This is a genomic window from Allobosea sp. GW822-FHT03F07 (assembly GCF_058801345.1).
This window is the reverse complement of record NZ_JBXAND010000015.1, coordinates 1-25,226: the sequence shown is the minus strand read 5'-3', so window position 1 is coordinate 25,226 and position 25,226 is coordinate 1. Positions and strand designations below refer to the sequence as shown.

The window sequence follows — 25,226 nt, the reverse complement described above, 5'->3', positions numbered from 1 at the left end:
GCGGGAAACCCCGCCCTTTGCTCCTTCACTTCTTGTTGCTGTTGGCGGGCTTGCCCGGGGTCGGCGCCGGTGAGGGCGATGCCGCGGCCGGGTCCGGCTTCTTGCCGAACATGCCCTTGATGTTGTCGAACAGCTCGATCTTCACGCCGTGCTTCTTCATGATGTAGCCCTGCTGCATCACCGAGAGCAGGTTGTTCCAGCTCCAGTAGATCACCAGGCCTGCCGGGAACGAGCCGAGCAGGAAGGTGAAGAACACCGGCATCCAGGTGAACATCATCTTCTGCACCGGATCCGGCGGCTCCGGGTTCATCTTCATCTGCACGAACATCGTGATGCCCATGATGATCGGCCACAGGCCGAGATGCAGCACGGAGGGCGGCGTGAAGGGCAGAAAGCCGAAGAGATTGAACAGGTTCGTGGGATCGGGCGCCGCGAGGTCGCGGATCCAGCCGAAGAACGGCGCATGCCGCATCTCGATGGTGATGAACAGGATCTTGTAGAGTGCGAAGAAGACCGGAATCTGCACCAGCACCGGCCAGCAGCCGGCGAGCGGGTTGATCTTCTGGGTCTTGTACAGCTCCATCAGAGCCTGCTGCTGCTTCATCTTGTCGTCCGCATAGCGCTCGCGGATCGCCAGCATCTCCGGCTGCATCGCCTTCATCTTGGCCATCGAGGCATAGGACTTGCTGGCGAGCGGGAAGAAGACGCCCTTCAGGAGAAGTGTGACGATCAGGATCGCGACGCCGAAGTTGCCGACATGCTTGAAGATCCAGTCGAGGAGGAAGAACATCGGCTTGGTGATGAAATAGAACCAGCCCCAATCGATCAGCAGGTCGAAGCGCTTGATGCCGAGGTCGCGCTCATAGCCGTTGATGGCCGAGACTTCCTTGGCGCCGGCGAAGAGGCGCGCTTGGCTCGCGGCGCTGGCGCCGGGGGCGACCGTCACGGCCTCCGCGAGGAAATCGGCCTGGTAGGTGCGCTGCGACCCTATCTGCACCGAGGAGAAGCGACCTTCGTACTTGCGTGACTGGTCCGGGACGACGGTGGCCGCCCAGTACTTGTCGGTGATGCCGACGAAGCCGCCGACGGCATCCTTCCAGACGCGGCCATTGGTGCCGGGAGAGAGCAGCGGCTCCTTGTCGACATGGTCGTAGGTGAATTCCTGCAGGCCATGCTCGCCGAGAACGCCGATCAGGCCCTCATGCAGCACGTAGTAGCCGAGCGTCGGCGGCCGGCCGTGGCGGACGACCTGAGCATAGGGGAACAGCGTGACGGCGGCGCCACCCTTGTTCTCGACCTCGTCCTTGACCGAGAACATCGCGTTCCCGTCGACGGAGACGATACGGCGGAAGAGCAGGCCCTGGCCGTTGTCCCAGGTCAGGGTCAGCGGCTTGGCCGGGGTGAGCACCTGCGCGTCCGGCGTCCAGACGGTCGAGGCGTTCGGCAGCGTCACAGTGGTACCGGGCGCCGCGACCCAGCCGAAATCGGAGTAATAGCCGTTCGGGCCGCCCAGCGGCGACAGCAGCACGATGATCGGGCTGTTGGGATCGACCGTCTCGCGGAAGCCCTTCAGCGAGATGTCGTCAATGCGCGAGCCGGTCAACGAGATCGAGCCGGCGATCCTGGGCGTGTCGATGCGGACACGCGGGCTCGCGGCCAGGGCCTGCTCGCGCGTCGCGGCGACCGCAGCCGCCGGAGCGGCGCCGGGGACCGTCGTCGCGCTCTGGCCGGGCACGGTCGAAGGTGCGGGGGCGACGCCGGCGGCGGGGGCCTGCTGGCTCTGCGCCTGCTGGTTCTGCTGCGCGATCTGCTGCTGCTTCTCCATCTGCGGCTTGGCGTAGAAGAACTGCCAGCCGAGCAGGATGACCACCGAGAGCGTGATCGCGAGAAGCAGGTTGCGGTTGTCTTCTTTCATCATGATCGGAAACAGATCTCGCTGACGCCAGTCGGGCTTTAGGGATTCAGTGGCTCTAGGATCGGGGAGTCGAATCGACGGGACGGGCATTGCCCCTGCCGCGGCCGGCCCCGCCGGAGCGCGGCTTGCCGGAGCGGTTGGCGCGACCCTGGCCCTGGGGCCGGGCGCGCTCGATCGCCACGGAGAGTTCGCCGACCAGCGCACGGAAACCAGCCGTGAGGGTCTCGGGGCGCGCGACGATAACGACGTCGCAGGGCCGCCCGGCCTGAGCCGCCAGGGCCTCCGCGGCTGCGGTGCGCAGGCGCCGGCGAATGCGGTTGCGCTTGACGGCGTTGCCGACCTTGCGGGAGGCCGTCAGGCCGAGGCGCAGGCCCTCTGGCGCGCGCGCATCGCCGCCATCGGCTTCGCGCAACGGGGCGTCGAGGACCTGGACGGTGAATGCAGACGAACGAAAACGGCGGCCAAGCTCGGCCGCCGCCAGAAACTGCTTGCGTTGCGTCAGACGGGCTAGGCGCATGGCGATTGGCCAGTCTTCCGAATAAGGCGCGCTGAAATCACGCGCCTATGGCTCAGGCCGAGAGCTTCTTGCGGCCGTGAGCGCGGCGAGCGGCGATGACCTTGCGGCCGCCGGCCGTCGCCATGCGGGCGCGGTAGCCATGGCGGCGCTTGCGAACCAGCTTGCTGGGTTGATAGGTTCTCTTCATCGTCCGTCTCCGGGGCCCTGTGGGCGTCACGGCCCCGGCTTTCCTGGGAAAGCGTGGCCGGCGGCGCCTGTCATGCAAAAGGTTCTGCACGGACCAAAGGCCTGCGCAAGTCGCGGGCTTATGGCGGATGACCCGGTCCAAGTCAATGCCGAAGTCACGGCCGAAGGGGGCCTGCGACGAAGCTTCGCGGCATTTTCTGCCATGATGACGCAGTGGACGCGCTTGCGCTCGGGAGCCTTATCCCCGATATAGCGCCCGGGAGGTTGGCGAGGGACGTCTCACTCGCCAACCGGGTCAGGTCCGGAAGGAAGCAGCCCTAACGAGACCGAACGGGTCTTCGTCCAGCCTCCCACCCCAGCGAAGCGTGGCATGCAGCGGCTTGCGCCATCGCTCCTGCCAAGAGCGGCAGCGTCACACCGAAACGAGCGTTGACCCCCGCGCGGCGAACCGCCAAACCAGACCGATGAGCGACGACACCAACGCAGCGCCTCCCGCCGACGAGCCCGGCTTTGCCGGCTTCGACCCGGCGCCTGTCGCCGCGCCGCAGTCCGCCTTGCCCTCGGCCGCCTCGCCCTATCGCGTGCTGGCGCGCAAATACCGCCCGGCCCATTTCGGCGACCTGATCGGCCAGGACGCGATGGTGCGCACGCTCACCAACGCCTTTTCGGCCGGGCGCATCCCGCAGGCCTGGATGCTGACCGGCGTGCGCGGCGTCGGCAAGACCACGACCGCCCGCATCCTCGCCCGCGCCCTGAACTACCAGACGGCCGATGGCGGCGGCGCGCCGACGACCGACCTGCGTGAGTTCGGCGTCCATTGCCGCGAGATCATCGAGGGCCGGCATATCGACGTGCAGGAGATCGACGCCGCCTCCAACAACGGCGTCGACAACATCCGCCAGATCAATGACGCTGTGCGCTATGCGCCCGTCTCGGCCCGCTACAAGGTCTATATCGTCGACGAGGTGCACATGCTCTCGACCGGCGCCTTCAACGCCTTTCTGAAGACGCTGGAGGAGCCGCCGCCGCATGCGCGCTTCATCTTCGCGACGACCGAGATCCGCAAGGTGCCGGTGACGGTGCTGTCCCGCTGCCAGCGCTTCGACCTGCGCCGCGTCGACGCAGGCCTGCTGGTCTCGCACCTCTCGAACATCTGCAAGGCCGAGCATGTCGAGGCCGAGGACGAGGCCTTGGCCGCGGTCGCCCGCGCCGCCGAGGGCTCGGTGCGCGACTCGCTCTCGATCCTCGACCAGGCCATCGCCCATGCGGCCGGCACGATTACGCTGGAGGATGTCCGCTCGATGCTCGGCCTCGCCGACCGGGCGCGCGTCATCGACCTGTTCGAAGCGGTGATGAAGGGTGACATCGCCGCCGCGCTCGGGGAACTCAGGGCGCAATACGATGCCGGCGCCGACCCGGTCGTGGTGCTGGCCGACCTCGCCGAGTTCACCCATCTGGTGACCCGTCTCAAGCTCGTGCCCGACGCGGTCAAGGACAACAGCCTTGCCCAGGCGGAGCGCGTGCGCGGCGGGGACTTCGCCCAGCGCCTGTCGATCCGCATCCTGGCCCGCACCTGGCAGATGCTGCTCAAGGGCGTCGGCGAGGTGAAGCAGGCCGACCGGCCGATCATGGCGGCCGAGATGGTGCTGGTGCGGCTGGCCCATGCCGCCGAGCTGCCGACGCCGGACGAGGCACTGCGCATGCTGCGCGACGGCTCGGGCGCCGTGCCGTCGGGCAATGGCGGCAGTTCCGGTTATGGCGGAGCCTCCGCGCCGCGGCCGCCCTCTGGTGGCGGCAATACGGCGCTGGCGGCTAGGCCGGTCCTGGCCAGCGCCAATCCGATGCCCGCCGCGGCGCCGCGCGCCCAGGCCCAGCCTCAAGCCCAGCCCGCCGTCATGGTGGCCTCGCTGGAGGATGTCGTCGCGCTCGCCTCGCAGCATCGCGACATCACGCTGAAGATCGCGCTGGAACGCGATGTCCGCCCGGTTCGCTTCGAGCAGGGGCGGATCGAGTTTTCGCTCGCCGAGGGCGCATCCCGGACGCTGGCGCAGGACCTCTCGCGCCGCCTCAAGGAATGGACCGGCCAGACCTGGATGGTCGCCGTCGTCAATGCCGAGGGCGGCGCCACCCTGCGCGAGCAGGCCGTCGCGGCGAAGGACCAGCGTGAGAGCGATGCGGCCGCGCATCCGGCCGTGAAGGCGGTGCTCGAACGCTTCCCCGGCGCGCGCATCGTCGATGTCCGCGACCCGCGTGCGGCCGAAGCGGACGCGCCCGCGACCGCTGCGCCGGAGGACGAGTATCTGCCGGATGGCGAGCCGCTCTTCGACGATGCCGAGCCCGATTTCGACGGCATCGATTTCTAAAGTTCCGGATTTCTGAGATTCCGGATTTCTGACGTTCAAAGGGAGATGCACCGATGCGCGACATCATGGGCCTGATGAAGCAGGCGCAGGAGATGCAGCAGAAGATGGCCAATGTTCAGGCCGAGCTCGACGCGATCGAGGTCGAGGGCGCGGCCGGCGGCGGCATGGTCACGGTGACGATGACCGCCAAGGGCGCGCTCAAGGGCGTCAAGATCGACCCGAGCCTGATGGTGGCCGACGAGCGGGAGATCCTCGAGGATCTGATCGTCGCGGCCAGCAGCGATGCCCGCAACCGTGCCGACCGCGTGATGCAGGAGCGCATGGCCGAGGTCACCAAGGGCCTGCCGATCCCGCCCGGCATGAAGCTGTTTTGAGTCCGCGACCATCCTCACCGTCATCCCGGACGCAGCAAAGCGGAGATCCGGGATCCATCGAAGGGCGAAGGCGCTCTAGGATGGATCCCGGGTCTGCGCTCCGCTTGCCCGGGATGACGGCGCGGTTTTGATCCAGCGATCGCGAAAGTCCATCCCATGTCCCGCGCCATCGCCGGCCCCGAGATCGAGCGGCTGATCCAGCTGCTGGCCAAGCTGCCGGGCCTAGGCCCGCGTTCGGCGAGGCGCGCGGCGCTGCATCTCGTCAAGAAGCGCGAGGCGCTGCTCGGCCCGCTGGCGGAGGCGATGGCGGTCGCGCGCGAACGGATCGTCGTGTGCTCGACCTGCGGCAATGTCGACACCAGCGATCCGTGCTCGCTCTGCCGCGATCCGCGTCGCGACGACGGGCTGATCGTGGTCGTCGCCGATATTTCCGATCTCTGGGCGCTGGAGCGCTCGGGCGCGGTGCCCGGACGCTACCATGTGCTGGGCGGGGTGCTATCGGCGCTCGACGGCGTCCGCCCCGAGCATCTCTCCTTCGACGCGCTGGTGCGGCGCGCCTCCGAGCCGGGCGTGAAGGAGGTCATCCTGGCGCTGAGCGCCACGGTCGACGGCCAGACCACGGCGCATTTCATCACCGACCTGCTGGCGCATCTGCCGCTCAAGGTGACGCGGCTCGCCCATGGCGTGCCGGTCGGCGGCGAACTGGACTATCTCGACGACGGTACGCTGGCCGCCGCGATCCGCCAGCGCACCGGTTTTTGACCCGTCATTGCGAGCGCAGCGAAGCAATCCAGAGGACGGGGGACTGCCCTTCTGGATCGCGTCGTTCCGCTCGCGATGACGGAACGACCTGAACGCTTCAGAACTTGTAGGCGACGCTGGCGCGCAGCGCATGCGTCGTCGGCTCGTGCCGGACGCTCAGCCCTAGCAGGGGGCCGCTCCCGGCATGGTTCACCTTGCCGAAATCGGTGTAGCGGTATTCGGCGCCGAGGATGAGATTGTCCGTATAGGCGAAGTTGACGCCCGCACCCGCGGTCCAGCCGGTCTTCGAGCGGTCCGAATTCTCCGACAGCCCCGTCGCGGCATCGTAGAGATGGTAGTCGAAATTGGTGAAGGCCGCGCCGCCGGTGGCGTAGATCATGAACCGATCCATGGCGAAGCCGACCCGCCCGCGCACCGAGGCCTGCCAGTCGCGCTTCACGCGCGCCGTTATACCCGGCGCGATCAGCGTTTCGCCGGCGTCGAGCCCCTCGAAGTCGCCCTCGATGCCGAAGACGATGCTGCCCACCTGATAGTTGAAGCCGGCATGCGCGCCGCCGAGCGCTGAATCGGAACTCTGGCGGAAGGCTGCGCCGTTGAAGGCCCGCGCCAGCGTGTCGGAGAAGGCGGTGCGCTCCTGACCCCATGAATAGCCGGCCTGCGCACCCAGATAGATACCCGTCCATGAATAGAGGTCGGGCAGGGCTGGCGCGGGCGGGAGCAAGCGGGACGAGGGTATGTCGGCCGCGATGGCCGGAGCCATGCAGAACAGGCTGCCGCAGAGAAGAGCGAGACGGGCGAGGCCCGGCTTTGGGTGCAGCGTCATCACGGCCTCGACTCGTCAACGAAACGGAACGGCGCACGCCTCAACGGACGGCGAACATGGCCATGATCAGAAAGCATTAAGGTTAATGATCCGCTAAACGCGCCCTCCGACGCGGCGCCGGGAACATTCGAGCCGGCTTGCTGTTGCCTCGCCATGCCGCCGCGACGAAGCTTCAGCGCGGTAGCGGAGACACGTCCTCAATGTCCTTCCTGAAGCGGATCACGGGTGCGGCCGGGGCAGGCGTCGCGCTGGGCTATGTCACCGAGGCCCTCACCTCCCGCCTGTCGCGGCGCAAGCGCGAAGCGGCGCGGGGGCGCATGGCCCGCACCCCATTGCAGATGACCTGGCTAGGCTGGAAGGACGTGCTGGCGCGCTTTGCCGGCAATGTCGCCGACAACCGGCTCAGCTCGCTGGCCGGCGCCGTCGCCTTCTTCACGCTGCTGTCGCTGGTGCCGGCGCTCTCGCTGCTCGTGACGCTGTATCGCTATTTCACCGATCCGGCGACGATCGCAGGCCAACTCGATACGGTGACGACGGTCTTCCCGCAGGCGGCGCGCGACCTCATCCATGAACAGGCGATGCGGCTGGCGCTGCTGCCGGCCTCGCCGCTCTCGCTGACCTTCCTGATCAGCCTGCTCGTGGCCGTCTGGTCTGCGAACGCCGCGGTCAAGGCGATCTTCGACGCCCTGAACATCATCTACCGCGAGCAGGAGAAGCGCAGCTTCCTCTGGCTGAACGCCGTCTCGCTGGTCACGACGCTGAGCGGCGTCGTGCTGCTGGTGGCGGCGCTGACGGCGATCGCCAGCGTGCCGCTGGTGACGGCGCTGTTCCCCTTCGCCTTCGAGCTGGAGCGCCTGCTGCGCCTCGTGCGCTGGCCGGCCTTCCTCGTCGTCGCCACCCTGTCGATCGCCTGCCTGTACTGGATCGGACCGAGCCGCGAGCGGGCGCGCTTCGTCTGGGTGATGCCGGGTGCCGTCGCGGCAGCGATCCTTTGGGCGACCGCATCCTGGGCCTTCTCCTGGTATGTCGGGACGCTCGGCAACTACACCGCGACCTATGGCTCGCTCGCCACCGTCGTTGTCTTCATGACCTGGCTCTGGCTGTCGGCGATGATCGTGCTCGGCGGAGCCGAGCTCAATGCGGAGCTCGAACATCAGACGGCACACGACACCACCACCGGCCATCCCAAGCCGCTCGGCATGCGCGGCGCCACGATGGCCGACCGGGTCGGTCCGCCTGCTGCCGGATAGGAGCCTCGCCCCGTCATGCTCGACCCCGACGACACGCGGCAGGACGATCTGCGCAGCGGATCCAGCCCCTGGCATGCAGGACCGGCGCGGCCAGTCAGCCAGGCGCTCGAATCCGACATTCGTTGCGACGTGGTCATCGTCGGCGGAGGCATCACCGGCGCGCTGGCGGCGGAGCATCTGACCGCGCGCGGTTACGACGTCGTGCTGGTCGACCGCGAGCGCGAGGGCTTCGGCAGCACGGCGGCGAGCACGGCGATGCTGCAATGGGAAATCGACCTGCCGGTGCGCCGTCTCACGGCGCTCTATGGCTTCGACAAGGCCGCCGACGTCTATCGCCGCAGCTTCAAGGCCGTGGAGGGCCTCGGCGAGCATATCGCTCGATTGGACCTCGCCTGCGCCTTCCTTCCGCGTGACACCGTCTATCTGGCGGCCGGCGAGACCGGGCCGCGCGAACTGCTCGATGAAAGGTCGTTGCGCGAAAAAGCCGGCCTGCCGGGCGCGCTGCTCGACCATGCGACGCTGCTCGGCGCCTTCGGCTTCGACCGCGCGGCGGCGATCGTCTCGCCGGGGTCGGCGGAGGCCGATCCGCTCTGCCTCTGCCACGCCCTGCTGCATGTCGCAGCGGGGCGCGGGGCGCGCCTGATCCGGGATGAGGCCGTCGCTTTTGATGCGACGCAGCGCGGCGCGGCCGTGCAACTCGCGGGCGGCCGCATGGTCGAGGCTGGCCATGTCGTGCTGGCGACGGGCTATGTAATGCCGGACTGCGTCGACAGCGAACTGCACCGCGTCGCATCGAGCTGGGCGCTGGCGACCCTGCCGCAGTCGCCCTCCGGCCTCTGGCCCGGGCGCGCACTCGTCTGGGAAGCCTCTGAGGATTATGTCTACTGCCGCACAACCACGGATGGCCGCATCATCATCGGCGGCGAGGACGAGGAGAGCGACGACCCCGACCGGCGCAAGGCGCTGGGGCCGGCGAAGACCGAAGCCCTGCTCGCCAAGCTGCGCGCCCTCGTTCCGGCCGCGGAAGCCACGCTCGGCCATGCCTGGTCAGGCGCCTTCGGGCAGACGGCGGACGGATTGCCCCTGATCGGGCGCGTGCCGGGCCGGCCGCGGATGCTCGCGGCCTATGGTTATGGCGGCAACGGCATCACCTTCAGCTTCCTCGCCTCGCGCATCATCGGCGCGCTGATCGCGGGCGAGGAGGCGCCGTGGTTCGGGCATTTCGCCATCGACCGACCCGACCCCGCCAGGCTGTGAAGGACAGCCGATTGCGAAGCTGCAATCGAAGCTTTGCGGACGCCGGGGCAGACAAGTCGGGTCAGGAGCGCCATCTATCCGTGGTGCGACTTCGAGGTCGCGAAGCGAATGGAGGTTGCCATGCTTGCGGCCGAGGACAGCAGAATCACCACACCGGTCAGGCTGGAGGCGCTCGATGCGCCCTATCATATCGGCGCGGTGACGCTGCGCGTCCATGATCTCGCCGGCCTGACCGCGTTCTACCGCGACAGCATCGGGCTCGCCGTGATCGAACAGGGCGCAGAGTATGCGACGCTGGGCGTCGATGGCGAAGTCCTGGTGCGGTTGCAGCAGGGCGCGACGCGGCCGACCTCGCCCGCCGGCCTGTTCCATCTGGCCATTCTGCTCCCGTCACGGGCCGATCTCGCCGACTGGATTGCGCATGCCGCCGCGACGCGCATCCCGCTCGAAGGCGCTTCGGATCATCTCGTCAGCGAAGCGCTCTATTTGTCGGACCCGGAAGGCAACGGCATCGAGATCTACCGCGACCGTCCCCGCGCCGACTGGCCGCGCCGCGACGGCGCGATCAAGATGGCGACCGATCGCCTCGACCTGAACGCCCTGCTCGCCGAAGCGCGCCCGGGATCCTATGCGGGCATGCCGAGCGGCACGCGGATGGGCCATATTCATCTGCGCGTCGGCGATACCGCCGAAGCCGAACGGTTCTATGTGGGCGTTCTGGGTTTCGACCTGATGGTGCGCTATCCCGGAGCGAGCTTCCTCGCCACCGGCGGCTATCACCACCACATCGCGGGCAATGTCTGGAACAGCCGGGGCGCCGCGCCGCGCCAGGCCGGCGAAGCCGGGCTGGATTCCTTCGAGCTGATTGCCCAGGATGCCTCCGATTTCGACGCGATGCGCACGCGGCTGCTGGCCGCTGGCGGAACGCAGACGCCGCTGGGCCCGTCGATCTCCGATCCGTGGGGCAACCGGCTGGTGCTCAGGCCCAACTGATTTTCCAGACATCGCTACAAGACGACGCCGCCGTTCAAAGCTGAACGGCGGCGCCGGGCATAGCGTCAGGTCTTGTCCGGCGCAGCCACGGCCTCGGACACAAAGCTCGCGATCTCGCGGGTCGAGAACGGCTTGCGCAAGAACGGAACCGTCCTCAACCGCTCCGGCACGTCGCTCGGCGTCGAGCCGGAGACGAACGCGAAGGGCGTGCCGTTCTCCAGAAGGCTGGCCGCGACATCGAAGGTCTTTCCGCCGACGACGTCGATATCGAGGAGCGCGCAGGAGAGCTTCGACGAGGAAGCGCGGTGGGCCTGCGTGACGGACTCCACGACGATAAGCTCGGCATCCGCGCCAAGCTGCTCGGCCAGCGCGGATTCGATGTCCATCGCGATGAACGGGTCGTCTTCTACAATCAAGACGCGGATATCAGTCATCGACTCCCGCTGCCTTTCCACTCTGAACCCTCGACATCTTGGAGAACGTCAGAGGGACGACGATGTTCCGGAAGATTGCCCGGCATTGTCCTGCATTTTTGTGAAATTCGACTCAACTTGCGGAGACAAGGTTAGCGAACCGTAAGTCACGGCAATCGTGCCGGCGCCTATCGGCGGCTCCCGGGGCGCACCGGAGACAGTTCGAAGCCGGTGACACCGACGGCGACATTGACGCCGCGGGAGCCCTGCAGAGATAGCGGCTGCAACGTCACCTCGTCGTTGTTGCCGCCGACGAGGAGGTTCGCGCTGCCGCCGACACCCGCCGATGCGCCAGCCGTCGCGCCACCATAGCGGCCCGACAACGCACCGAGCGGTGCGCGGGCATAGGGGCCATAGACGCGCCATGACATCGTGCTGCTACGGATGGTGCCGAGATCCAGGCCGAAATTGCGGACGACGCCGACATAGCGTTGCGGCGGCCCACGACGCGGGGTGAAGATGCAGTTCATCGGGCGCTGGGACGTCACGACCAAGCCTATGCCGCTGCCGACATTGCAGGTCAGGCGGCCGGCCGGCGGTCCGGACTGCGCAAAGGACGGAGCGCTTGAAACCAGAAGCCCGGCTGCCGCGACAACAGCAGCAAGGGCGGGCCGGGAATGCCGAATGTCCATCTGGGGAGCTCCTGACATGAAGGTGACCATGAAACGCCTCATAGCGGGCACAGTTCCGCGCAAGCTGGAACTGGTTAACGTGTCCGGCATTTTACGGTATAGTGCCTTTGAAAGGTCGATCGTCGTGAGCCAGGATCGCGCCGAAATCCACATCTCCTTTCTGTCCGGCCGCGACAAGGCCGAGATGCCGCCGTTTTGGGAGCTGGAAGCGTTGATCGACCAGGGCTTGGAGCGCGATGTGGCGCTCGAGGTCATGGCTGCGAGGCGACTGGAGGCGATCCCGACCCCAACTGCGGCTTCCGAACCGCCAACCGCTGAGGTGCCGCTTACACTGGTGCAGATGCAACCGTGAGCCAGAAGCCGGTCTTCGGAGCAGACCCGCTCCCCGCCGACAAGAGAATCCATCATTGGCAAAAGCGGCTCGAGGCCGCGCGGCGGGGCTGAATGTCGACATGCAGATGGTTGGCATGGGCGGGATCCGAGCCTGGGCCGAGCGCGGTCATGAAAGCCCCGCAAGCCGACTGGCGAATGGCGGCGAGAAAGCTGCGCTGATGCTCGCCGTCGGGCTTCTCCACCACGACGTTTCCGTCGCCTTTGCCGTCACCGACGACGAAGGCGAAGATGTCGAGCGCACGCCCCGTCGAGTGCTCGCTGAGCGGACCATTCGTCGCCCTGTTGCGCCGCCGGCATTCATGTCCGCCGCCGACTCGCAACGCCGTCAAATCCCGCTCAAAGTATCCTTTTGCCAGCGGCCTGACGCTGATCTCGAGCCATTGCGCGACGGATGTCGCCATCGCGCAGCTCAGCGTCACCGGGGGCTGAAGAACGATCCGGCGTCGTTGGGACTCCAGACCTGACGTCAGGGCCTCGACCATGACGGGCTCGACCACGCTGCAGGCCTCGTCCTGCCCGGGCTCGACCTTGACGACGCGAACATCGTTGCCATGGGCAGCGACCAACGCGGCAAGACAGGCAGGATCCGAACGTGAATCGGCGGCTGCGTTCGACTTTGAAGCCTCGGCCGGCTCCGATGTCCCGGCAGGCCTGGGCTTCGAGGCGGGCGGCTCGAATTGGGATCGTGCCGGCAAATCTGCAGGACGGCGCGGCGGCAACTGCATCCAAGTGCTACGCGACTGGACCGGCCATGCGACCGTCGGAGCAAGCAAAAGTGAGACGAGCAGAGCCGCGACGGCGGCCGACTCGCGCCGATCATCGGCCCATATCCTGAGTGGGCGGGGCTTCAGCTGTCGAGCGCCGAAGCGCTTGCGACCGCGATGGCCGTAACACCCGCGAGGGCGATTGACAGGATCTCCGCGCCCCAGGCACCCTGGGGCACGATGCCGCCGAAGAGCGCGGCACCGATCGAGGCCGCGGTGATCAATGCAGCAATGCAGGTCATGGCCATGGTCTCACACCTCCCCAGATGACGAACCGAAGCTACGAAGCTATGTGCTGAGAAACAGCGCATGAAACGTCGGTGCCGGCGGCTTGTTCCACTCCTCCCGTGAACAAATCGGAATCATCTAAGCCGCGCACGGGAAAGCCCGCGGCGCGGGGCGCCGCGGGCTCGAAAATGATGAATGATTTCGGTATTTCAGGCGGCCTTGCGGCCCGCCCGCCGGTCGAAGAACAGGGCCTGACTGATCGCGGCCTTCACGGCCTCCGGCTGGAACGGCTTGGTGATCAGGAAGGCGGGCTCCGGCCGGTCGCCGGTGAGAAGGCGCTCCGGATAGGCGGTGATGAAGATCACCGGCACATCGATCGTAGAGAGGATCTCGTTGACCGCATCGAGGCCCGAGCTGCCATCCGCGAGCTGGATATCGGCGAGCACCAGGCCGGGGCGCTTCTTGGCGACGAGCGCGATCGCCTCTCGCTGGGTCCGGGCCACCCCAGTCACGGTATGGCCGAGTTCCTCGACCATCGTCTCGATGTCGAGAGCGATGATCGGCTCATCCTCGATGATGAGCACATCCGTCGCGACCTGCTCTGCGATTTCCTGCCCCGCGGTCTGGACGAGGTTGGCAGCCTCCGCCGCGGACACATCCATGATCGCGGCGACCTCATCGATCGAGAATCCCTCGACCGTGCGAAGCAGGAAGGCCTGCCGAGGGCGCGGTGTCAGCGCTTCGAGATTGCGCTCCACGGAGGAGGTGTTCAGCGTAACGGGCGCGCCGGGGTCGACGGCGTTGAGGCTGACCGAGGACCAGAGCTTGAGAAAGGTCCGGTAGAGCCCGATGCGCGGATTGAGCTCTCGCGGAAATGAGGCGGGGTCGAGAACCAGCGCTTCGAGCATGGCGACGACGTAAGCATCGCCACTATTCTGCGTGCCTGTCAGTGCGCGTGCGAATCGGCGCAGATACGGCAAATGCGGCGCGATTTCCTTGGCAATCGACATGGATATGTCCTCTTGAAACGTGCCGAAAATGAGCACCGGGCACCGCCCGCTGACAAGCGATTTATTTTTCATTCCGTTCGGAACCTTTTGCCGAACAGCCTGTTAAACGGGAGTACGAGTGTCGGTATCGCCCGTCGAAGGCATGCTGGCCAGAGATCGAAGTTGCCGGGACCTGGTGGAAAAGCAGGCCTGGTTTTGGCGCGAGGGCTGACATGAGCGATGTGGATTCAGCGATGGCCGCTCCCGATGGAGACGGGGACCAGGACAGCGAGTTGACGCTGGACCCGCGAGTCCAGGAATCGATCGGCCGGTCGCTGAAGGCGCATTACGACGACATCGTCAATGCGCCGGTGCCAGACAAGTTTCTGGTGCTGCTCGCCCAGCTCGAGGCAACCGAAAATCGCGCTGCCGGAGCACCGTCCGATGAGTTCAACTGATTTCAAGGACGGCCTGATCAAGGAGATTCCCAATCTGCGAGCCTTCGCGGCCTCGCTGTCGGGCTCCATGCAATTGGCCGACGACCTGGTTCAGGACACCCTGCTGAAGGCTTGGGGCAACTCGGACAAGTTCGAGCCGGGCACGAGCCTGCGCGCCTGGCTCTTCACCATCCTGCGCAACACCTATTACTCGCTGTATCGCAAACGCGGGCGCGAGGTACAGGACAGCGAAGGCACCTATGCCGAGCGCATGGCGACGCATGGCAATCAGGAGAGCCATCTCGACCTGGCGGATTTCCGCAAGGCCCTCGCGAAACTCCCCGAGGAGCAGCGCGAAGTGCTGATCATGGTCGGCGCCACCGGCCTGTCCTATGAGGAGACGGCGGAAATCTGCGGCGTCGCGATCGGCACGATCAAGAGCCGGGTCAACCGGGCACGCACGAAGCTGGCCGAACTGCTGTCGATCGGCAGCCTCGACGATCTTGGGCCGGACCGCCGGAGTGCGGCCGCGATGCAAAGGGTCGGTTCCGAAATCGTCGGCTCCTGATGAAGCTCGCGCGCTTTCGGACGGTTCGGGGCCGCCTGCTCGCACTGCTTGTGGCGATCGCGCTGCCGATCGCCTGCCTTACGGCGCTGGCGGCGTTCACGACCTATCGCACGGTCATTGCAGCGATCGAGCTGTCGCAGGCGCGGACGGCGGACGCCTTCGCTGTACGCACGCGCGTCTGGAACCGGGGCGCCCTCAGGACATTGCTCGCATCGGGATCCCTGCTCGCGAGTTCCGGCCTGAGCGGGCCGGACTGCGTGGGTCCGGCGCGGGACATGCTGGCGCGAATCCCGGGCTACCGGGCGTTCCGCATCGTCCTGGCCGATGGCCAGGTCTGTTCGGCCTCGCTCGACCCGGGCGTGAGCGACGCCGATATGGCCGATGTCGCGGCGCGAATGCGAGGCTTGCCGCGTTCGGTCGCCCGGTCCACCTCCGTGCTTCCGCCGGCGCGCTATGACTACGTGAAGGTCGGTAACCGCGACCATCTCGCCGTGCATGTCGCTGCGACGCAGGACGGCACGCTGCAGGACGGGCTGCTTCTCGTGGACCCCGATCTGCTCGACCAGGTGTTCGAACTCGGGGACCACAGCGAAGGCATGAACGTGGCGCTGATCTCGCGCGGCGACACCGTCGCGGCCCTTCGCGGCGTTTCGGGGCCCAACGCCGCGAGCGGCGCGATATCCTGGCTGCCTGAACAGGAGATCGTCCCCGAAGACGCGCGGCGCTGGGAGGCCCGCAGCCGGGCCGGCGAGCATCGCGCCTATGCGGCGCGGCTGGTCACGGCGCCCGACCTCTATGTCATCGCGAGCTTCAGCGATGCTCCGCAGCGCGCGGCCCGCATGCAGTTCCTCGCCTTGCTGATCGCGCCGATCCTGACCCTCGCCCTGCTCTGCATCGTCTATTTGCGGGCGATCGACCGGCATTGCATCCATTGGTTGCGCGGCATCGAGACGGCAGCCAGGGCGCGCCTGACCCAGCCCAATGTGCGCGCGCAGATCGCCGAGGACATGCCGACGGATATTCGCAGCGTGGCGGAGGCTTTCAACACCATGGTCGACGAACAGGAGGTGCGCCAGCGCCGGCTGCAGACCGCGCTCGACGACAACCGCTTCCTGGTTCGCGAGCTGCATCACCGGGTGAAGAACAGTCTCCAGGTGGTGCAGAGCTATATCGGCCTGACCAAGCGGGACTATCGCGACGAAGCCAGACTCGCTTTGGCCGACGCCGAATGCCGCGTCCATGTCCTGTCGGCGGCCTATCGCTTCACGCTGGCCGATGGCGAGATGCAGCCGGTGCGCGTCGACCTTTTCATCGAGGACGTGGTGTCGATGATCACCAATCTGATCCGCCAGCGCGATCAGTTCGTATCGAGCCGCCTCGAGACGGCAGCCACGCTCTCGGTCGATCGGATCATCCCGCTCGGCTTTCTGGTCGTGGATGTCGCTTCGCGGGTGTTGCGAAGCACGCCCGGCGTCAACGTCACGATCATCGTCAGCGATGTCGACGAGACCACGCTCGAGGTCGCGCTGGAGGCCGATCGGGAGATTCCGCCGAGCCAGCCCCACAAGCTCTTCGCCGGGCTGGTGGCGCAAATCGAGGCCGTGCAGGTCGAGCATGCCGAAGGCCGCAGGCTCGGAAGCTGGCGCATCACGCACGGCGCCTGACGGGCTGAGCCGAGACGGCGGCTCGGTCAGGCCGGCCCGTCGATCGTCTCGATGGTGACGCCGACGCCGAGCCCCAGGAACGAGCCCGTAAGTCCGGTAAAGCTGCCCGCCACGGGCGAAGCGTCTTCCGGTACGCGCGCGACGGCCACCCGCAGGAGTTGCCGGTCGGCAACGAGATCATTGGTCGGATCGAACTCGACCCAGCCATCGCCGGGGATGAAGACGTCGGCCCAGGCATGGGTCAGCCCGACGGTCGAGACCAGCCCGGATGCGTCCGGGGTCCGGTCATGGATATAGCCCGTCACGAAACGGGCCGCGAAGCCCATCCTCCGGGCGAGTTCGATGAACAGCCAGGCGTAGTCGCGACATGAACCTGCCTGCTGGCGCAGCGTGTCGGCGGGGTGCTGCGTGCCTTCGTCATAGCGAACCGCGTAGCTCAGCGCGGAGTAGATGGCATGGGCGAGATCGCGCAGGAGATGGCCGCTGCCCTGCCCGATGCGGGCGCGGAAATCGGCGAGCCATCGGTCGAGAACTCCGTCCGGATCGGCGGCGGCGAGGTCGAGATAGGGCTGCAGCACTGCGCGCTCGCTCTCGGTATAGACGACCCCCGTCACCGCCGCGGCCGTCTCGATCTCGGTGCGGGGCAGGGCTGAACCGAAGCGCTGCACGACGAGCTCGCTGACGATGTCGAGCGTATCGGCCGGCACGTCGAAATTCGCGATGGCGACGGAGTTACCATAGGCGTCGTGCATCCAGCGCAGCCGCGCCTGCGGCGAGATCGAGAGCGCGGTATCGACGACACGCAGATCGAAGCTGTCGCGCGGACGCAGCATCAGCCGATGGGGACCAAATTCCACGGGACCAGCGTAGCGATAGGTCGTGGAATGCCGAATGCGCAGATACATGGGTTCTTCCTGAAGCAATCCACTGCCGGCTTCGATAGCACCCCCGCGCGACAAAAAAACAAGCCGCCCGAAGGCGGCTCTGGAGTGCGGTGCGAGGGGTTGCACCACTCATGCAACACGGGAAAGGCCGGAATGTTCCGCGCCCACCGCCATGCCGCCGAAATTTTCAGCGCAAGACCGCGTTGTCCCCACGGGGCAGCATCGCCTGCTGCGAGCCGCCGATAGCGCGCTTTGTGACGCCGACAGAGCGCTGCGCCGGATCGACCGCGGCGAGCCGTATGTCGGTCGGCGCATGACGTTCGATCTTCGCCTGCGCGACGGCTTCCGAACTGGCGGCATTCGTTTGCTGTAGATTGGAGCCCAGGGTCAGCGCAACGACGGCCGCCCCCATGAAACCGAAGAAAAGGCCGGCGCGCTTGATGGGGGCAAGGCTGTTATTCAACATCTGTCTCTCCCGTCGCCTTGGCCGGGCAAGAGCGACCGGCTTCCGAGAAATGAACGCAAGAATGTCGGGCGGGTTCCATTGCGTCAGATCGATCGATGGGCCGCGTGCATCGCGTCGGCGCGAGGCAGCCCGCTCAGGCGGCCTCGTCATTGGCGGCCGAGCGCGACCTGAACAGGCGCCAAAGGGACTTCCCGAGGCGCCGTGAGGTCATTTGCGCACCGGCGAGGCGTTTCTCCAGCGTGATCTTGCGGTCGTGATAGTCGTCGAGCCCGGGCCGGTGCCCGACGCTGATCACCGTCGACGCCGAGAGCTCGGCCTCGAACAGGCCGAGCAGCGAGTGCTGGCTGTCCTCGTCCAGCGCCGAGGTCGCCTCGTCCATGATGATGATGTCGGGCCGCCGGATCAGGAGCCGCGCGAACGCGATGCGCTGGCGCTCGCCGCCGGACAGGATGCGGTCCCATTTGTCCTCGTCGTCGAGGCGCTTGGCGAGATAGGCCAGTCCGCAGCGCTTCATGGCCGCGACGATGACCTCGTCGGGAACCGGGTTGTCGGCCTCCGGATAGAGCAGGACGGTGCGCAGGTCGCCGATCGGCAGATAGGGCTTCTGCGGCACGAAGGCGAGCGACTTGCCGCGCGGCAGCGCGATCGAGCCGGAGCCCCAGGGCCAGAGCCCGGCGAGCGCGCGGATCAGCGTGCTCTTGCCGGTGCCGCTCTCGCCGACGATCAGTACCTTCTCGCCGAGCCCGATCACCACCGTTGCATCCGCGATCACGACGCGGCCATTGCTGTGGGCGATCGAGAGGCCTTCGAGATGGATCGCACCATCGTCGCTTTCCGTCATCTCGATCTGGGTCTCGCCCTCCATGATCGTGCCGACATCGAGCCCCTCCAGCGCCTCCTGCAATTCGTCGACGCGGGTGACCGAAGCGAACCACTCGGCCAGACGGACAAAATTGTCGACGAACCAGATCAGAGCCGCCTGCACCGCACTGAAGGCCGCGACCACCTGCATCACCGCGCCGAGCGTTACGTCGCCAGCGAGATATTTCGGGGCGATCAGCAACAGCGGCACGATCGGGAACAGCGCGCCATTGGTGTTCAGCACGAGGGCGATGACGCCCTGCTGGCGGATGACGCGCAGCCAGGCCGCGACGACCCGACCATAGTTCTCGCCGACCGAGCCCCGCTCGTCGGCATCGCCGCGGATCAGCGCGATGCTTTCGGCATTCTCGCGCAGCCGCGTCATCTCGGCTCTGAACTGCGCCTCCGCCTCGTTCTTGGCAGCGATCCGCGCGACCAGAGGCCGCCCTGTCAGATAGGCCGCAAGCGAGGCGATGACCGCGTAGCCGATTGCGGCGATCGCCATGTAGCTGGGTATCACCACCTCGACGCCACCCAGCATGAAGCGGGCGGATCCCGCGACATGCCAGAGGATCGCGGCGAAGGTCGCGGCCGTGACGGCCGCGCTGATCAGGCCGATCGCGAACTCAACCAGAGGCTCGATCGCCAGCCGGACATCTTCCGCGATGCGATATTCCGGCGCCGCCTGCTCCTGGGCGACGAACTGCAGGCGATAATAGCGCTGGTCGGCGATCCACCAGCCGGCCAGACGGCGCGTCAGATATTCGCGCCAACGCATCTGCAGCAGCATCCGGCTGATCACCAGGGCCGACAGGCTGAGCGCCGAGGCCGCGATCAGGAGCGGCAGCCAGCCGGCGGCGCTCCATGCGGCTGCGGCGTCGCGCTTTTCGAGGGCGTCGAAGAAGAGCCGGTTCCATGCATTCACGCCAACGGCGGTGGCGATCTGTGCCGCGACCAAGGCAAGAACGGTGATCGTCAGGCCCCAGGCACGCAGCTTCGTCGCGCCGCTCCAGAACGGCAGGGCCGCGGCAAAGAACCGGCGCATGCGCGAGCGCCTGCCGACGCGCGACTTCTCGGTCATGTGGCTCGTATCTCCGGGGCGGCGCGCCTGATGCCGCTGCCTGTGGAAGCGGCATTCGCAGAACGTTTCGCCGCTGCGACAGTTCCCGGAAATCCGTCGGAATATTGCCTTGCACAATGGTCAAACGGAGCGAACTGATATTGAGTTATCGGCTATCGGCGGCGTGCCGCCGATAGCCGAGCAAGCGCGACCCCGCTCCGGCTTCGCCGGGGGATCTGGAGACGATGACGGATATCGCCCCTAACGGCCGCAACGGCGTACCCTGCCTGGCATGTCCGCTGCGGCTTAAGCCCGCCTTCAAGGACAAGACGGACGAAGAGGTGCGCTTCATCCAGTCGATCAAGACGGAACATCGCTCGCTGGCGGCCGGGGCCGATATCATCCACCCCGGCCAGGAGGATGCCGAACTCTACACGCTGTTCTCCGGCTGGGCCTTCCGATACCAGCTGCTGCCCGATGGTCGCCGCCAGATCCTGAACTTCCTGCTGCCGGGCGATCTCGTCGGATTGCAGGCTTCGCTGCTCAGCGCCGCCCAGCACGGCATTGAGGCACTCACCGATGTCGAGCTCTGCGTCTTCCCGCGCAAGCGCGTCTGGGACCTTTTCGTCCATATGCCCGCGCTGGCCTACGAGGTCGCCTGGCTCGGCTCGCGCGAGGAGAGCCTGATCGACCAGAACCTGACCTCGGTCGGGCAGCGCAGCGCGAGCGAACGCATCGCCGCGCTGGTGATCTCGCTCTACCGGCGCGCCCAGGCGCTCGGCCTAGTCAGCGACGGCGGCTTCCGCTTCCCCCTGTCCCAGCAGCAGCTCGCGGATGCGCTCGGCCTCTCGCTGGTCCACACCAGCAAGACCTGGTCGCGGCTGCGCAAGGCCGGTCTCTTCGCCATGACGGAGGGGCGGCTGACCCTCCTCAACCCGCGCCTGACCTCGCGGATGGCCCTGCTCTATGAGCGCGAAACGGCCCCAAGGCCGCTGATCTGAAACCACACTCGTCTCGGGTGCATGGTGATCTGCAGGCGAGGCATCGTCGATATCGACAGGTTCGCCGCATAAGGACTTGGCTCAAGGGCACTCTTGACCCCATATGACGCCCAGGTAACGTTCGCGGAACGTCAGGGTCGTGCCTTTCGGCAACGACGTCAGGGGCATCATGTCACTCACCTCCCATCGTCGGCCTTCGCAATCGCTGGCAACGCGCCTCGGGCAGTCGCGCGTCGCCTCGCGTATCGAGGACGAGGTGCGCGTCACTGCCGCCGACCTTGTCGACAGCGTCGCCGAGGCCCGGCTGAAGGTCGCGACGGTGCGCTACAAGGTGCAGGACGAGGTCCGCAGCAAGACCGAGAAGCTGCGCACGAGCATCAGCGAAGCCCGCACCAAGCTCGGCGACGAGGCGCGCTTCATCAAATCCTGGATCGACGACCCGATGCGAACGGGCTCGGTCACGCCGTCGAGCCCGGCGCTGGCCCGGCGCATGGCGTCCTTCGTCGATCCCGCCTTGCCCGGCCCGGTGATCGAGATCGGCCCCGGCACCGGCCCCGTCACCGAGGCCCTGATCGAGCGCGGCATCAGCGAGGACAGGCTGATCCTGGTCGAGTACAGCCCCGAATTCTGCAAGCTGCTGCGCGTGCGCTTTCCGCGCGCCACCGTCGTCGAGGGCGACGCATACGCTTTGTCGACGACGCTCGCCGGGCATCTCGAAGGCAAGGCGATCGCTGTCGTCTCGAGCCTGCCGCTGTTCAACCAGCCCCCAGTGATGCGCAGCGCCCTGGCTAAGGACGCCTTCACCCTGCTGGTCGAGGGCGCGCCGTTCATCCAGTTCACCTATTCGGTGGTTTCGCCGGTTCCGCGGAAGGGTTCCGGCCTGAAGAGCTTCGTCTCGGACTGGGTCCTCAGAAACATCCCCCCGGCCCGCGTCTGGGTTTATCGCCAACCGCGTTGAGCAGGCGTAAGCGAGCAGCCCCTCGCTCCGGCGAGCCGGCAATCCCCAGCCGAGAGCCAACTGGATGGTAACCCTTCTGCGATAAGCATTGCGCCTCGTGGCGTCGTGGGTCCGGCCGTCGTGTCGGGCCAGCCGCCGGCAGCGGCGCAGCTACACTGATCCTGCGGTCTATTCGATCCGGCAGGCGCCGGCGGCTGGCGAAAGCCGCCAGAGGCCGTCATCGGGCTTGGCCGGGATTTTGACCGCATCGTCGGCGATCTCCTCGGCGTCATAGGGGTTCGGATTAGCGATGATCCCGCCATTGCGGATGTCGAGCGTGCCACCCGGCCCACGCTCGATCAGCCAGCTCCCTGCCTCCCATTCCGGCACACATCGCACGCCCTGGCCACGCGGCTTGCAGAAGCCGCTGATCTGGTAGTCGTAATCCGAGACGGCTTTCACCCGCTTGCCCAGGTTGAGGTAGAGCACGACATAGAAACCGCGCGACGGCTCGGCCTTCCAATCGTCCGGGAGATGCACGAGGCGGATGCGGCTGACCTTCTGGTGCGGATGGGCGGCCAGATGGGCCGCGTCATAGCTGCGCTCCCAGCAGGCCGCGCGCTTCGGCGGCAGTTCGCTTTCGAGTGGCCGCGCATCGGCCGGGCCGGCCGGCCATATCGAAATGGCCAGGCCAATGGCGGCGATCGGGGCTGCGCGCATCACGTCCTCCTATCTCCTGCCGGCAATATCTGAGATCATCGCAATCGCCGCCGCGCTGCAATGTCTTTCGCTTTCGGCGGGCCTGGCCTCAGCCAGTGCGCTTGACCTGCACCGGACGCTCGGGCTTGGTTCTGCCCTGGGCGGTCGGAGACTGGGAAGCGTGACGGAGATCGGGCGGCTCGTCCGCGACATCTCAGACGAGATGGCCGCCCAGTCCGAGCGCGGCGATGTCGCGACCTACATTCCACCGCTGGCGGCGATCGATCCGCGGCGGTTCGGCGTCTGCATCGCGCTGGCGGATGGCAGCGTCCACATGGCGGGCGATGCCCTCGAACCCTTCTCGATCCAGAGCATCTCCAAGGTCTTCGCGCTGACCCAGGCGCTCGGCAAGGTCGGCGAGGCGCTGTGGAGCCGCGTCGGGCGCGAACCTTCGGGCACAGCCTTCAACTCGATCGTCCAGCTCGAGCGCGAGCAGGGCATCCCGCGCAATCCCTTCATCAATGCGGGCGCGCTGGTCGTCGCCGACGTCAACCTCGCCGGCCACGAACCGCGCGTCGCGATCGGCGAATTGCTGCGCTTCGTACGCTACCTCGCCGACGACGAGAGCATCGCGATCGATGAGGCGGTCGCGCGCGCCGAACAGGCGACGGGCTTCCGCAACATCGCGCTCGCCAATTACATGAAGGCGTTCGGCAACATCAAGCACGCCGCCGAACTGACGCTCGGCGTCTATTTCCATCAATGCGCCATCGCGATGAGCTGCCGGCAGCTCGCCATGGCCGGGCGCTTCCTGATGCATGGCGGGCTCTACGCACCCGGTGGCGCGCGTGTCGTTCCCCCGCTCAGGGCGCGCCGGATCAACGCGCTGATGCTGACCTGCGGCCACTACGACGCCTCGGGCGACTTCGCCTTCCGGGTCGGGCTGCCCGGCAAATCGGGCGTCGGTGGCGGCATCCTGGCGATCGCTCCGGGCAAGGCCTCGATCGCGGTCTGGTCGCCCGGTCTCAACGCGTCCGGCAACTCGAAGCTCGGCACGCTGGCACTGGAGCGGGTCGCCGAGGCGACGGGCTGGTCGGTTTTTGCGGCGGGCTGACGGGGCCCGATGCGACCCTGTCCGAGACACCGGGCAACAAGGCCGGCGACACCGGCTGCAAGGCGTGACTCGGACGCCATGCGTTGCGCGAATGCTCGATCAGCGCATCGCGCAAAGCGAGAGTTCGAATCATAACGCAACTCCAGAATGGTAAACGCAACGTCAATCCTTTCGTGAGACCTTTGTCAAATCTGCGCGATAACTCGCGGAGAATGGTCACGGGGGCGACGTTCATGCGGATGGTTCTTGGGCGGGCATCGATCAGGCACATCCTGATCGGCCTGATCTGCGCGATGGCGCTGGTGAGCGGCGGCCTTGCGCTGCAAGGCATCTGGTCTGCGACCAAACGCTATGCCGTCGCCCAACAGGTCGTCGGGCTGGCGGGCCTGAACAAGAATCTGTTCGACGCCCTCGGAGCCTTCCGGCTCGAACGCGCCTCGATGCAAAGTGCAGCTATCGTCGCGAGCGACAAGAACCAAGCCTCGATCAATACCTACACGCAGAGGCGAAAGCTGGTCGATGAGGCGATGGCGCGTGCGAACGAGGCGTTCGCGACGACGGCCCGGCCGGCGCTGGCGAGCGTGCAGGGCGACTTGACCGCCATTTACAACGAGAACCGGGCTCTGCGCGAAGCCGTCGAGAAGGAGGTCAAGCTCCCGCTCGAAAGCCGCGACAAGCAGATGCCGGACCGGATCATGGGCGTCGGCGAGAAGCTTCTGCGCAGTCTCGACAAGGCCTCTCTGGCCGTGGACAGCGAGATTCGCGCGCTCAACCCGGCGCTGACCGAACTCGTGATCGCCCGCGCTCTGGCCTGGGCCACGCGCACCTATGCGGGCACCTCGGGCGTCATGATCAGCACGATCACGGCGCAGCAGCGCCCCTTCGACGCGAAGGAGGCGCGCATTCTGCTGAACAACGACGCCAGCGCGCTGGCGAGCTGGCAGGCCCTGCGCGACATGGCCGACACCGCGCAGACCGACCCGGCGATCAAGGCCGCCATCGCCAAGGGCCACGCCGCCTATTTCGCTGGCCCGATCAGGGAGATGCGCGATGCGCTGACCACGCTGACGACCACGGGGGGCAAGCCCAACGTCTCGGTCGACCAGTGGCGCAGCGAGATCGTGCCGGCGCTCGAAGGCATCGCGGCCGTGGCCAATACGGCGCTCGACCAGGCGATCGCCCTGGCCAATGCTGCGGCGCGCGACGCCTTCGTCGCGATTGCCGAATATGCCGCGACCTTGCTGGCCTGCTTGCTGATAGCCATCGCTGGCTATGTCGTGGTGCGTTCGCGTGTCACCACCCCGCTCGCGCAGATGACCACGTCGATGACGAGGCTGGCCGAGGGCGATCTCGCCACAGCGCTACCGCGCATTGATCGACAGGACGAGATCGGCGCGATGGCCTCCGCCTTGTCGGTCTTCCGCGACAATCTGGTGAAGATGCGCGACCTTGAGCAGCAGGAGCGCGAAGCGTCCGCACGCCGCCTGCGCGCGGCGGAGAGCATGGCCCTGGTCGTGACGGATGTCGGCGAGGTCGTTGCTGCTGCGGCAGCGGGTGATTTCTCGGCGCGTCTGCAGATCGAGCAGGCCGACGAGCAGATGCAGAAGCTGGTCGCC

At 66.8% G+C, this 25,226-nt stretch carries 27 protein-coding genes and 1 other RNA gene; 15 read left to right on the top strand and 13 right to left on the bottom strand.

From position 1 onward, the window contains the following. Positions 1-25: 25 nt before the first annotated feature. Genes yidC through rpmH form a run of 3 tightly spaced genes read right to left on the bottom strand, consistent with a single transcriptional unit; the run spans position 26 to position 2,619 of the window. On the bottom strand, positions 26-1,915 hold the full coding sequence (gene yidC / locus AC1RMY_RS24720; RefSeq protein ID WP_492869191.1) for a membrane protein insertase YidC: 1,890 nt from the start codon (positions 1,913-1,915) through the stop codon (positions 26-28). Positions 1,916-1,970: 55 nt separating this feature from the next. Continuing rightward, positions 1,971-2,432 (bottom strand): ribonuclease P protein component, encoded by a 462-nt coding sequence (gene rnpA, locus AC1RMY_RS24715; protein ID WP_492869134.1) that lies wholly within the window; start codon positions 2,430-2,432, stop codon positions 1,971-1,973. A gap of 52 nt (positions 2,433-2,484) precedes the next feature. Beyond that, entirely contained in the window at positions 2,485-2,619 is a 135-nt protein-coding gene (gene rpmH / locus AC1RMY_RS24710; protein WP_067253664.1) for a 50S ribosomal protein L34, read from the bottom strand. Between the two features lie 257 nt (positions 2,620-2,876). Here rpmH and ffs point away from each other — a divergent pair. The 4 genes from ffs (at position 2,877) to recR (ending at position 6,117) form a co-directional block, all read left to right on the top strand. Next, positions 2,877-2,973, top strand: an RNA gene (gene ffs, locus AC1RMY_RS24705) — signal recognition particle sRNA small type. Between the two features lie 109 nt (positions 2,974-3,082). Next, entirely contained in the window at positions 3,083-4,981 is a 1,899-nt protein-coding gene (locus tag AC1RMY_RS24700) for a DNA polymerase III subunit gamma/tau (RefSeq protein WP_492869131.1), read from the top strand. A 53-nt stretch (positions 4,982-5,034) separates the two neighbouring features. Continuing rightward, entirely contained in the window at positions 5,035-5,355 is a 321-nt protein-coding gene (locus AC1RMY_RS24695; protein ID WP_492869129.1) for a YbaB/EbfC family nucleoid-associated protein, read from the top strand. A 156-nt stretch (positions 5,356-5,511) separates the two neighbouring features. Continuing rightward, positions 5,512-6,117, top strand: a complete 606-nt coding sequence (gene recR, locus AC1RMY_RS24690) for a recombination mediator RecR (RefSeq protein ID WP_492869127.1) — start codon at positions 5,512-5,514, stop codon at positions 6,115-6,117. Between the two features lie 97 nt (positions 6,118-6,214). Here the strand turns inward: recR and AC1RMY_RS24685 are convergent, their stop codons facing one another. Beyond that, a complete protein-coding gene (locus AC1RMY_RS24685; RefSeq protein WP_492869125.1) occupies positions 6,215-6,940 on the bottom strand; it encodes an outer membrane protein in 726 nt (241 codons plus the stop codon). Between the two features lie 200 nt (positions 6,941-7,140). Here AC1RMY_RS24685 and AC1RMY_RS24680 point away from each other — a divergent pair, with 200 nt between their 5' ends. From AC1RMY_RS24680 to AC1RMY_RS24670, 3 genes are all read left to right on the top strand, one after another. After that, the gene (locus tag AC1RMY_RS24680) at positions 7,141-8,190 is read left to right on the top strand and encodes a YihY/virulence factor BrkB family protein (RefSeq protein WP_492869123.1); all 1,050 of its coding nucleotides are present in this window, start codon (positions 7,141-7,143) and stop codon (positions 8,188-8,190) included. 15 nt (positions 8,191-8,205) lie between these two features. Beyond that, positions 8,206-9,447 carry an NAD(P)/FAD-dependent oxidoreductase gene (locus AC1RMY_RS24675; protein WP_492869121.1) on the top strand — a complete coding sequence of 414 codons (1,242 nt, stop codon included), beginning with the start codon at positions 8,206-8,208 and terminating at the stop codon, positions 9,445-9,447. A gap of 120 nt (positions 9,448-9,567) precedes the next feature. Next, positions 9,568-10,440 (top strand): VOC family protein, encoded by an 873-nt coding sequence (locus AC1RMY_RS24670; protein ID WP_492869119.1) that lies wholly within the window; start codon positions 9,568-9,570, stop codon positions 10,438-10,440. A 65-nt stretch (positions 10,441-10,505) separates the two neighbouring features. Here AC1RMY_RS24670 and AC1RMY_RS24665 read toward each other — a convergent pair whose 3' ends face one another. Both AC1RMY_RS24665 and AC1RMY_RS24660 read right to left on the bottom strand, forming a co-directional pair. Then, positions 10,506-10,874, bottom strand: coding sequence for a response regulator (locus AC1RMY_RS24665; RefSeq protein ID WP_492869117.1), 369 nt, complete (start codon positions 10,872-10,874; stop codon positions 10,506-10,508). Between the two features lie 167 nt (positions 10,875-11,041). Further along, positions 11,042-11,545 carry a DUF992 domain-containing protein gene (locus tag AC1RMY_RS24660; RefSeq protein WP_492869116.1) on the bottom strand — a complete coding sequence of 168 codons (504 nt, stop codon included), beginning with the start codon at positions 11,543-11,545 and terminating at the stop codon, positions 11,042-11,044. A gap of 16 nt (positions 11,546-11,561) precedes the next feature. Between AC1RMY_RS24660 and AC1RMY_RS24655 the strand changes: the two genes are divergently transcribed. Next, positions 11,562-11,897, top strand: coding sequence for a hypothetical protein (locus tag AC1RMY_RS24655; protein WP_492869114.1), 336 nt, complete (start codon positions 11,562-11,564; stop codon positions 11,895-11,897). Between the two features lie 52 nt (positions 11,898-11,949). Here AC1RMY_RS24655 and AC1RMY_RS24650 read toward each other — a convergent pair whose 3' ends face one another. From AC1RMY_RS24650 to AC1RMY_RS24640, 3 genes are all read right to left on the bottom strand, one after another. Beyond that, the gene (locus tag AC1RMY_RS24650; protein ID WP_492869113.1) at positions 11,950-12,663 is read right to left on the bottom strand and encodes an extensin-like domain-containing protein; all 714 of its coding nucleotides are present in this window, start codon (positions 12,661-12,663) and stop codon (positions 11,950-11,952) included. Between the two features lie 122 nt (positions 12,664-12,785). After that, a complete protein-coding gene (locus tag AC1RMY_RS24645) occupies positions 12,786-12,950 on the bottom strand; it encodes a hypothetical protein (protein WP_492869111.1) in 165 nt (54 codons plus the stop codon). A gap of 189 nt (positions 12,951-13,139) precedes the next feature. Continuing rightward, complete coding sequence (locus AC1RMY_RS24640) at positions 13,140-13,940, bottom strand: response regulator (RefSeq protein ID WP_492869109.1); 801 nt, start codon at positions 13,938-13,940, stop codon at positions 13,140-13,142. Positions 13,941-14,152: 212 nt separating this feature from the next. On the opposite strand from AC1RMY_RS24640, the gene AC1RMY_RS24635 reads away from it, so the two are divergent. Genes AC1RMY_RS24635 through AC1RMY_RS24625 form a run of 3 tightly spaced genes read left to right on the top strand, consistent with a single transcriptional unit; the run spans position 14,153 to position 16,588 of the window. Next, positions 14,153-14,377, top strand: coding sequence for a NepR family anti-sigma factor (locus AC1RMY_RS24635; RefSeq protein WP_492869107.1), 225 nt, complete (start codon positions 14,153-14,155; stop codon positions 14,375-14,377). Further along, positions 14,364-14,924 (top strand): sigma-70 family RNA polymerase sigma factor, encoded by a 561-nt coding sequence (locus tag AC1RMY_RS24630; RefSeq protein ID WP_492869106.1) that lies wholly within the window; start codon positions 14,364-14,366, stop codon positions 14,922-14,924. The genes AC1RMY_RS24635 and AC1RMY_RS24630 overlap by 14 nt, the downstream gene beginning before the upstream one ends. Next, positions 14,924-16,588, top strand: a complete 1,665-nt coding sequence (locus AC1RMY_RS24625; protein ID WP_492869104.1) for a histidine kinase dimerization/phosphoacceptor domain -containing protein — start codon at positions 14,924-14,926, stop codon at positions 16,586-16,588. Before AC1RMY_RS24630 ends, AC1RMY_RS24625 begins: the two co-directional genes overlap by 1 nt. A gap of 26 nt (positions 16,589-16,614) precedes the next feature. Here AC1RMY_RS24625 and AC1RMY_RS24620 read toward each other — a convergent pair whose 3' ends face one another. The 3 genes from AC1RMY_RS24620 to AC1RMY_RS24610 all read right to left on the bottom strand — a co-directional run bounded on the left by AC1RMY_RS24620 (position 16,615) and on the right by AC1RMY_RS24610 (position 19,880). Further along, on the bottom strand, positions 16,615-17,493 hold the full coding sequence (locus tag AC1RMY_RS24620) for a transglutaminase family protein (RefSeq protein WP_492869102.1): 879 nt from the start codon (positions 17,491-17,493) through the stop codon (positions 16,615-16,617). Between the two features lie 166 nt (positions 17,494-17,659). Then, the gene (locus AC1RMY_RS24615; protein WP_492869100.1) at positions 17,660-18,088 is read right to left on the bottom strand and encodes a hypothetical protein; all 429 of its coding nucleotides are present in this window, start codon (positions 18,086-18,088) and stop codon (positions 17,660-17,662) included. Next, entirely contained in the window at positions 18,072-19,880 is a 1,809-nt protein-coding gene (locus AC1RMY_RS24610) for an ABC transporter ATP-binding protein/permease (RefSeq protein ID WP_492869098.1), read from the bottom strand. Before AC1RMY_RS24610 ends, AC1RMY_RS24615 begins: the two co-directional genes overlap by 17 nt. Before the next feature lie 224 nt (positions 19,881-20,104). On the opposite strand from AC1RMY_RS24610, the gene AC1RMY_RS24605 reads away from it, so the two are divergent. Next, positions 20,105-20,860: a Crp/Fnr family transcriptional regulator gene (locus AC1RMY_RS24605; RefSeq protein ID WP_492869096.1), complete on the top strand. Its 756-nt coding sequence runs from the start codon at positions 20,105-20,107 to the stop codon at positions 20,858-20,860. A 169-nt stretch (positions 20,861-21,029) separates the two neighbouring features. Continuing rightward, positions 21,030-21,818: a class I SAM-dependent methyltransferase gene (locus AC1RMY_RS24600; protein WP_492869094.1), complete on the top strand. Its 789-nt coding sequence runs from the start codon at positions 21,030-21,032 to the stop codon at positions 21,816-21,818. Positions 21,819-21,986: 168 nt separating this feature from the next. Here AC1RMY_RS24600 and AC1RMY_RS24595 read toward each other — a convergent pair whose 3' ends face one another. Further along, on the bottom strand, positions 21,987-22,517 hold the full coding sequence (locus tag AC1RMY_RS24595; RefSeq protein WP_492869092.1) for a hypothetical protein: 531 nt from the start codon (positions 22,515-22,517) through the stop codon (positions 21,987-21,989). A gap of 160 nt (positions 22,518-22,677) precedes the next feature. On the opposite strand from AC1RMY_RS24595, the gene AC1RMY_RS24590 reads away from it, so the two are divergent. Then, complete coding sequence (locus tag AC1RMY_RS24590) at positions 22,678-23,610, top strand: glutaminase (protein WP_492869090.1); 933 nt, start codon at positions 22,678-22,680, stop codon at positions 23,608-23,610. A gap of 233 nt (positions 23,611-23,843) precedes the next feature. Then, positions 23,844-25,226, top strand: a 1,383-nt coding sequence (locus tag AC1RMY_RS24585) for a HAMP domain-containing protein (protein ID WP_492869088.1), incomplete at its 3' end; no start/stop codon positions are given.

Coding starts and splice junctions, on each gene's coding strand:
- yidC (WP_492869191.1), bottom strand. CDS start 1,915: ATGAAAGAAGACAACCGCAACCTGCTTCTCGCGATCACGCTCTCGGTG.
- rnpA (WP_492869134.1), bottom strand. CDS start 2,432: ATGCGCCTAGCCCGTCTGACGCAACGCAAGCAGTTTCTGGCGGCGGCC.
- rpmH (WP_067253664.1), bottom strand. CDS start 2,619: ATGAAGAGAACCTATCAACCCAGCAAGCTGGTTCGCAAGCGCCGCCAT.
- AC1RMY_RS24700 (WP_492869131.1), top strand. CDS start 3,083: ATGAGCGACGACACCAACGCAGCGCCTCCCGCCGACGAGCCCGGCTTT.
- AC1RMY_RS24695 (WP_492869129.1), top strand. CDS start 5,035: ATGCGCGACATCATGGGCCTGATGAAGCAGGCGCAGGAGATGCAGCAG.
- recR (WP_492869127.1), top strand. CDS start 5,512: ATGTCCCGCGCCATCGCCGGCCCCGAGATCGAGCGGCTGATCCAGCTG.
- AC1RMY_RS24685 (WP_492869125.1), bottom strand. CDS start 6,940: ATGACGCTGCACCCAAAGCCGGGCCTCGCCCGTCTCGCTCTTCTCTGC.
- AC1RMY_RS24680 (WP_492869123.1), top strand. CDS start 7,141: ATGTCCTTCCTGAAGCGGATCACGGGTGCGGCCGGGGCAGGCGTCGCG.
- AC1RMY_RS24675 (WP_492869121.1), top strand. CDS start 8,206: ATGCTCGACCCCGACGACACGCGGCAGGACGATCTGCGCAGCGGATCC.
- AC1RMY_RS24670 (WP_492869119.1), top strand. CDS start 9,568: ATGCTTGCGGCCGAGGACAGCAGAATCACCACACCGGTCAGGCTGGAG.
- AC1RMY_RS24665 (WP_492869117.1), bottom strand. CDS start 10,874: ATGACTGATATCCGCGTCTTGATTGTAGAAGACGACCCGTTCATCGCG.
- AC1RMY_RS24660 (WP_492869116.1), bottom strand. CDS start 11,545: ATGGACATTCGGCATTCCCGGCCCGCCCTTGCTGCTGTTGTCGCGGCA.
- AC1RMY_RS24655 (WP_492869114.1), top strand. CDS start 11,562: ATGAAGGTGACCATGAAACGCCTCATAGCGGGCACAGTTCCGCGCAAG.
- AC1RMY_RS24650 (WP_492869113.1), bottom strand. CDS start 12,663: ATGCAGTTGCCGCCGCGCCGTCCTGCAGATTTGCCGGCACGATCCCAA.
- AC1RMY_RS24645 (WP_492869111.1), bottom strand. CDS start 12,950: ATGGCCATGACCTGCATTGCTGCATTGATCACCGCGGCCTCGATCGGT.
- AC1RMY_RS24640 (WP_492869109.1), bottom strand. CDS start 13,940: ATGTCGATTGCCAAGGAAATCGCGCCGCATTTGCCGTATCTGCGCCGA.
- AC1RMY_RS24635 (WP_492869107.1), top strand. CDS start 14,153: ATGAGCGATGTGGATTCAGCGATGGCCGCTCCCGATGGAGACGGGGAC.
- AC1RMY_RS24630 (WP_492869106.1), top strand. CDS start 14,364: ATGAGTTCAACTGATTTCAAGGACGGCCTGATCAAGGAGATTCCCAAT.
- AC1RMY_RS24625 (WP_492869104.1), top strand. CDS start 14,924: ATGAAGCTCGCGCGCTTTCGGACGGTTCGGGGCCGCCTGCTCGCACTG.
- AC1RMY_RS24620 (WP_492869102.1), bottom strand. CDS start 17,493: ATGTATCTGCGCATTCGGCATTCCACGACCTATCGCTACGCTGGTCCC.
- AC1RMY_RS24615 (WP_492869100.1), bottom strand. CDS start 18,088: ATGACGAGGCCGCCTGAGCGGGCTGCCTCGCGCCGACGCGATGCACGC.
- AC1RMY_RS24610 (WP_492869098.1), bottom strand. CDS start 19,880: ATGACCGAGAAGTCGCGCGTCGGCAGGCGCTCGCGCATGCGCCGGTTC.
- AC1RMY_RS24605 (WP_492869096.1), top strand. CDS start 20,105: ATGACGGATATCGCCCCTAACGGCCGCAACGGCGTACCCTGCCTGGCA.
- AC1RMY_RS24600 (WP_492869094.1), top strand. CDS start 21,030: ATGTCACTCACCTCCCATCGTCGGCCTTCGCAATCGCTGGCAACGCGC.
- AC1RMY_RS24595 (WP_492869092.1), bottom strand. CDS start 22,517: ATGCGCGCAGCCCCGATCGCCGCCATTGGCCTGGCCATTTCGATATGG.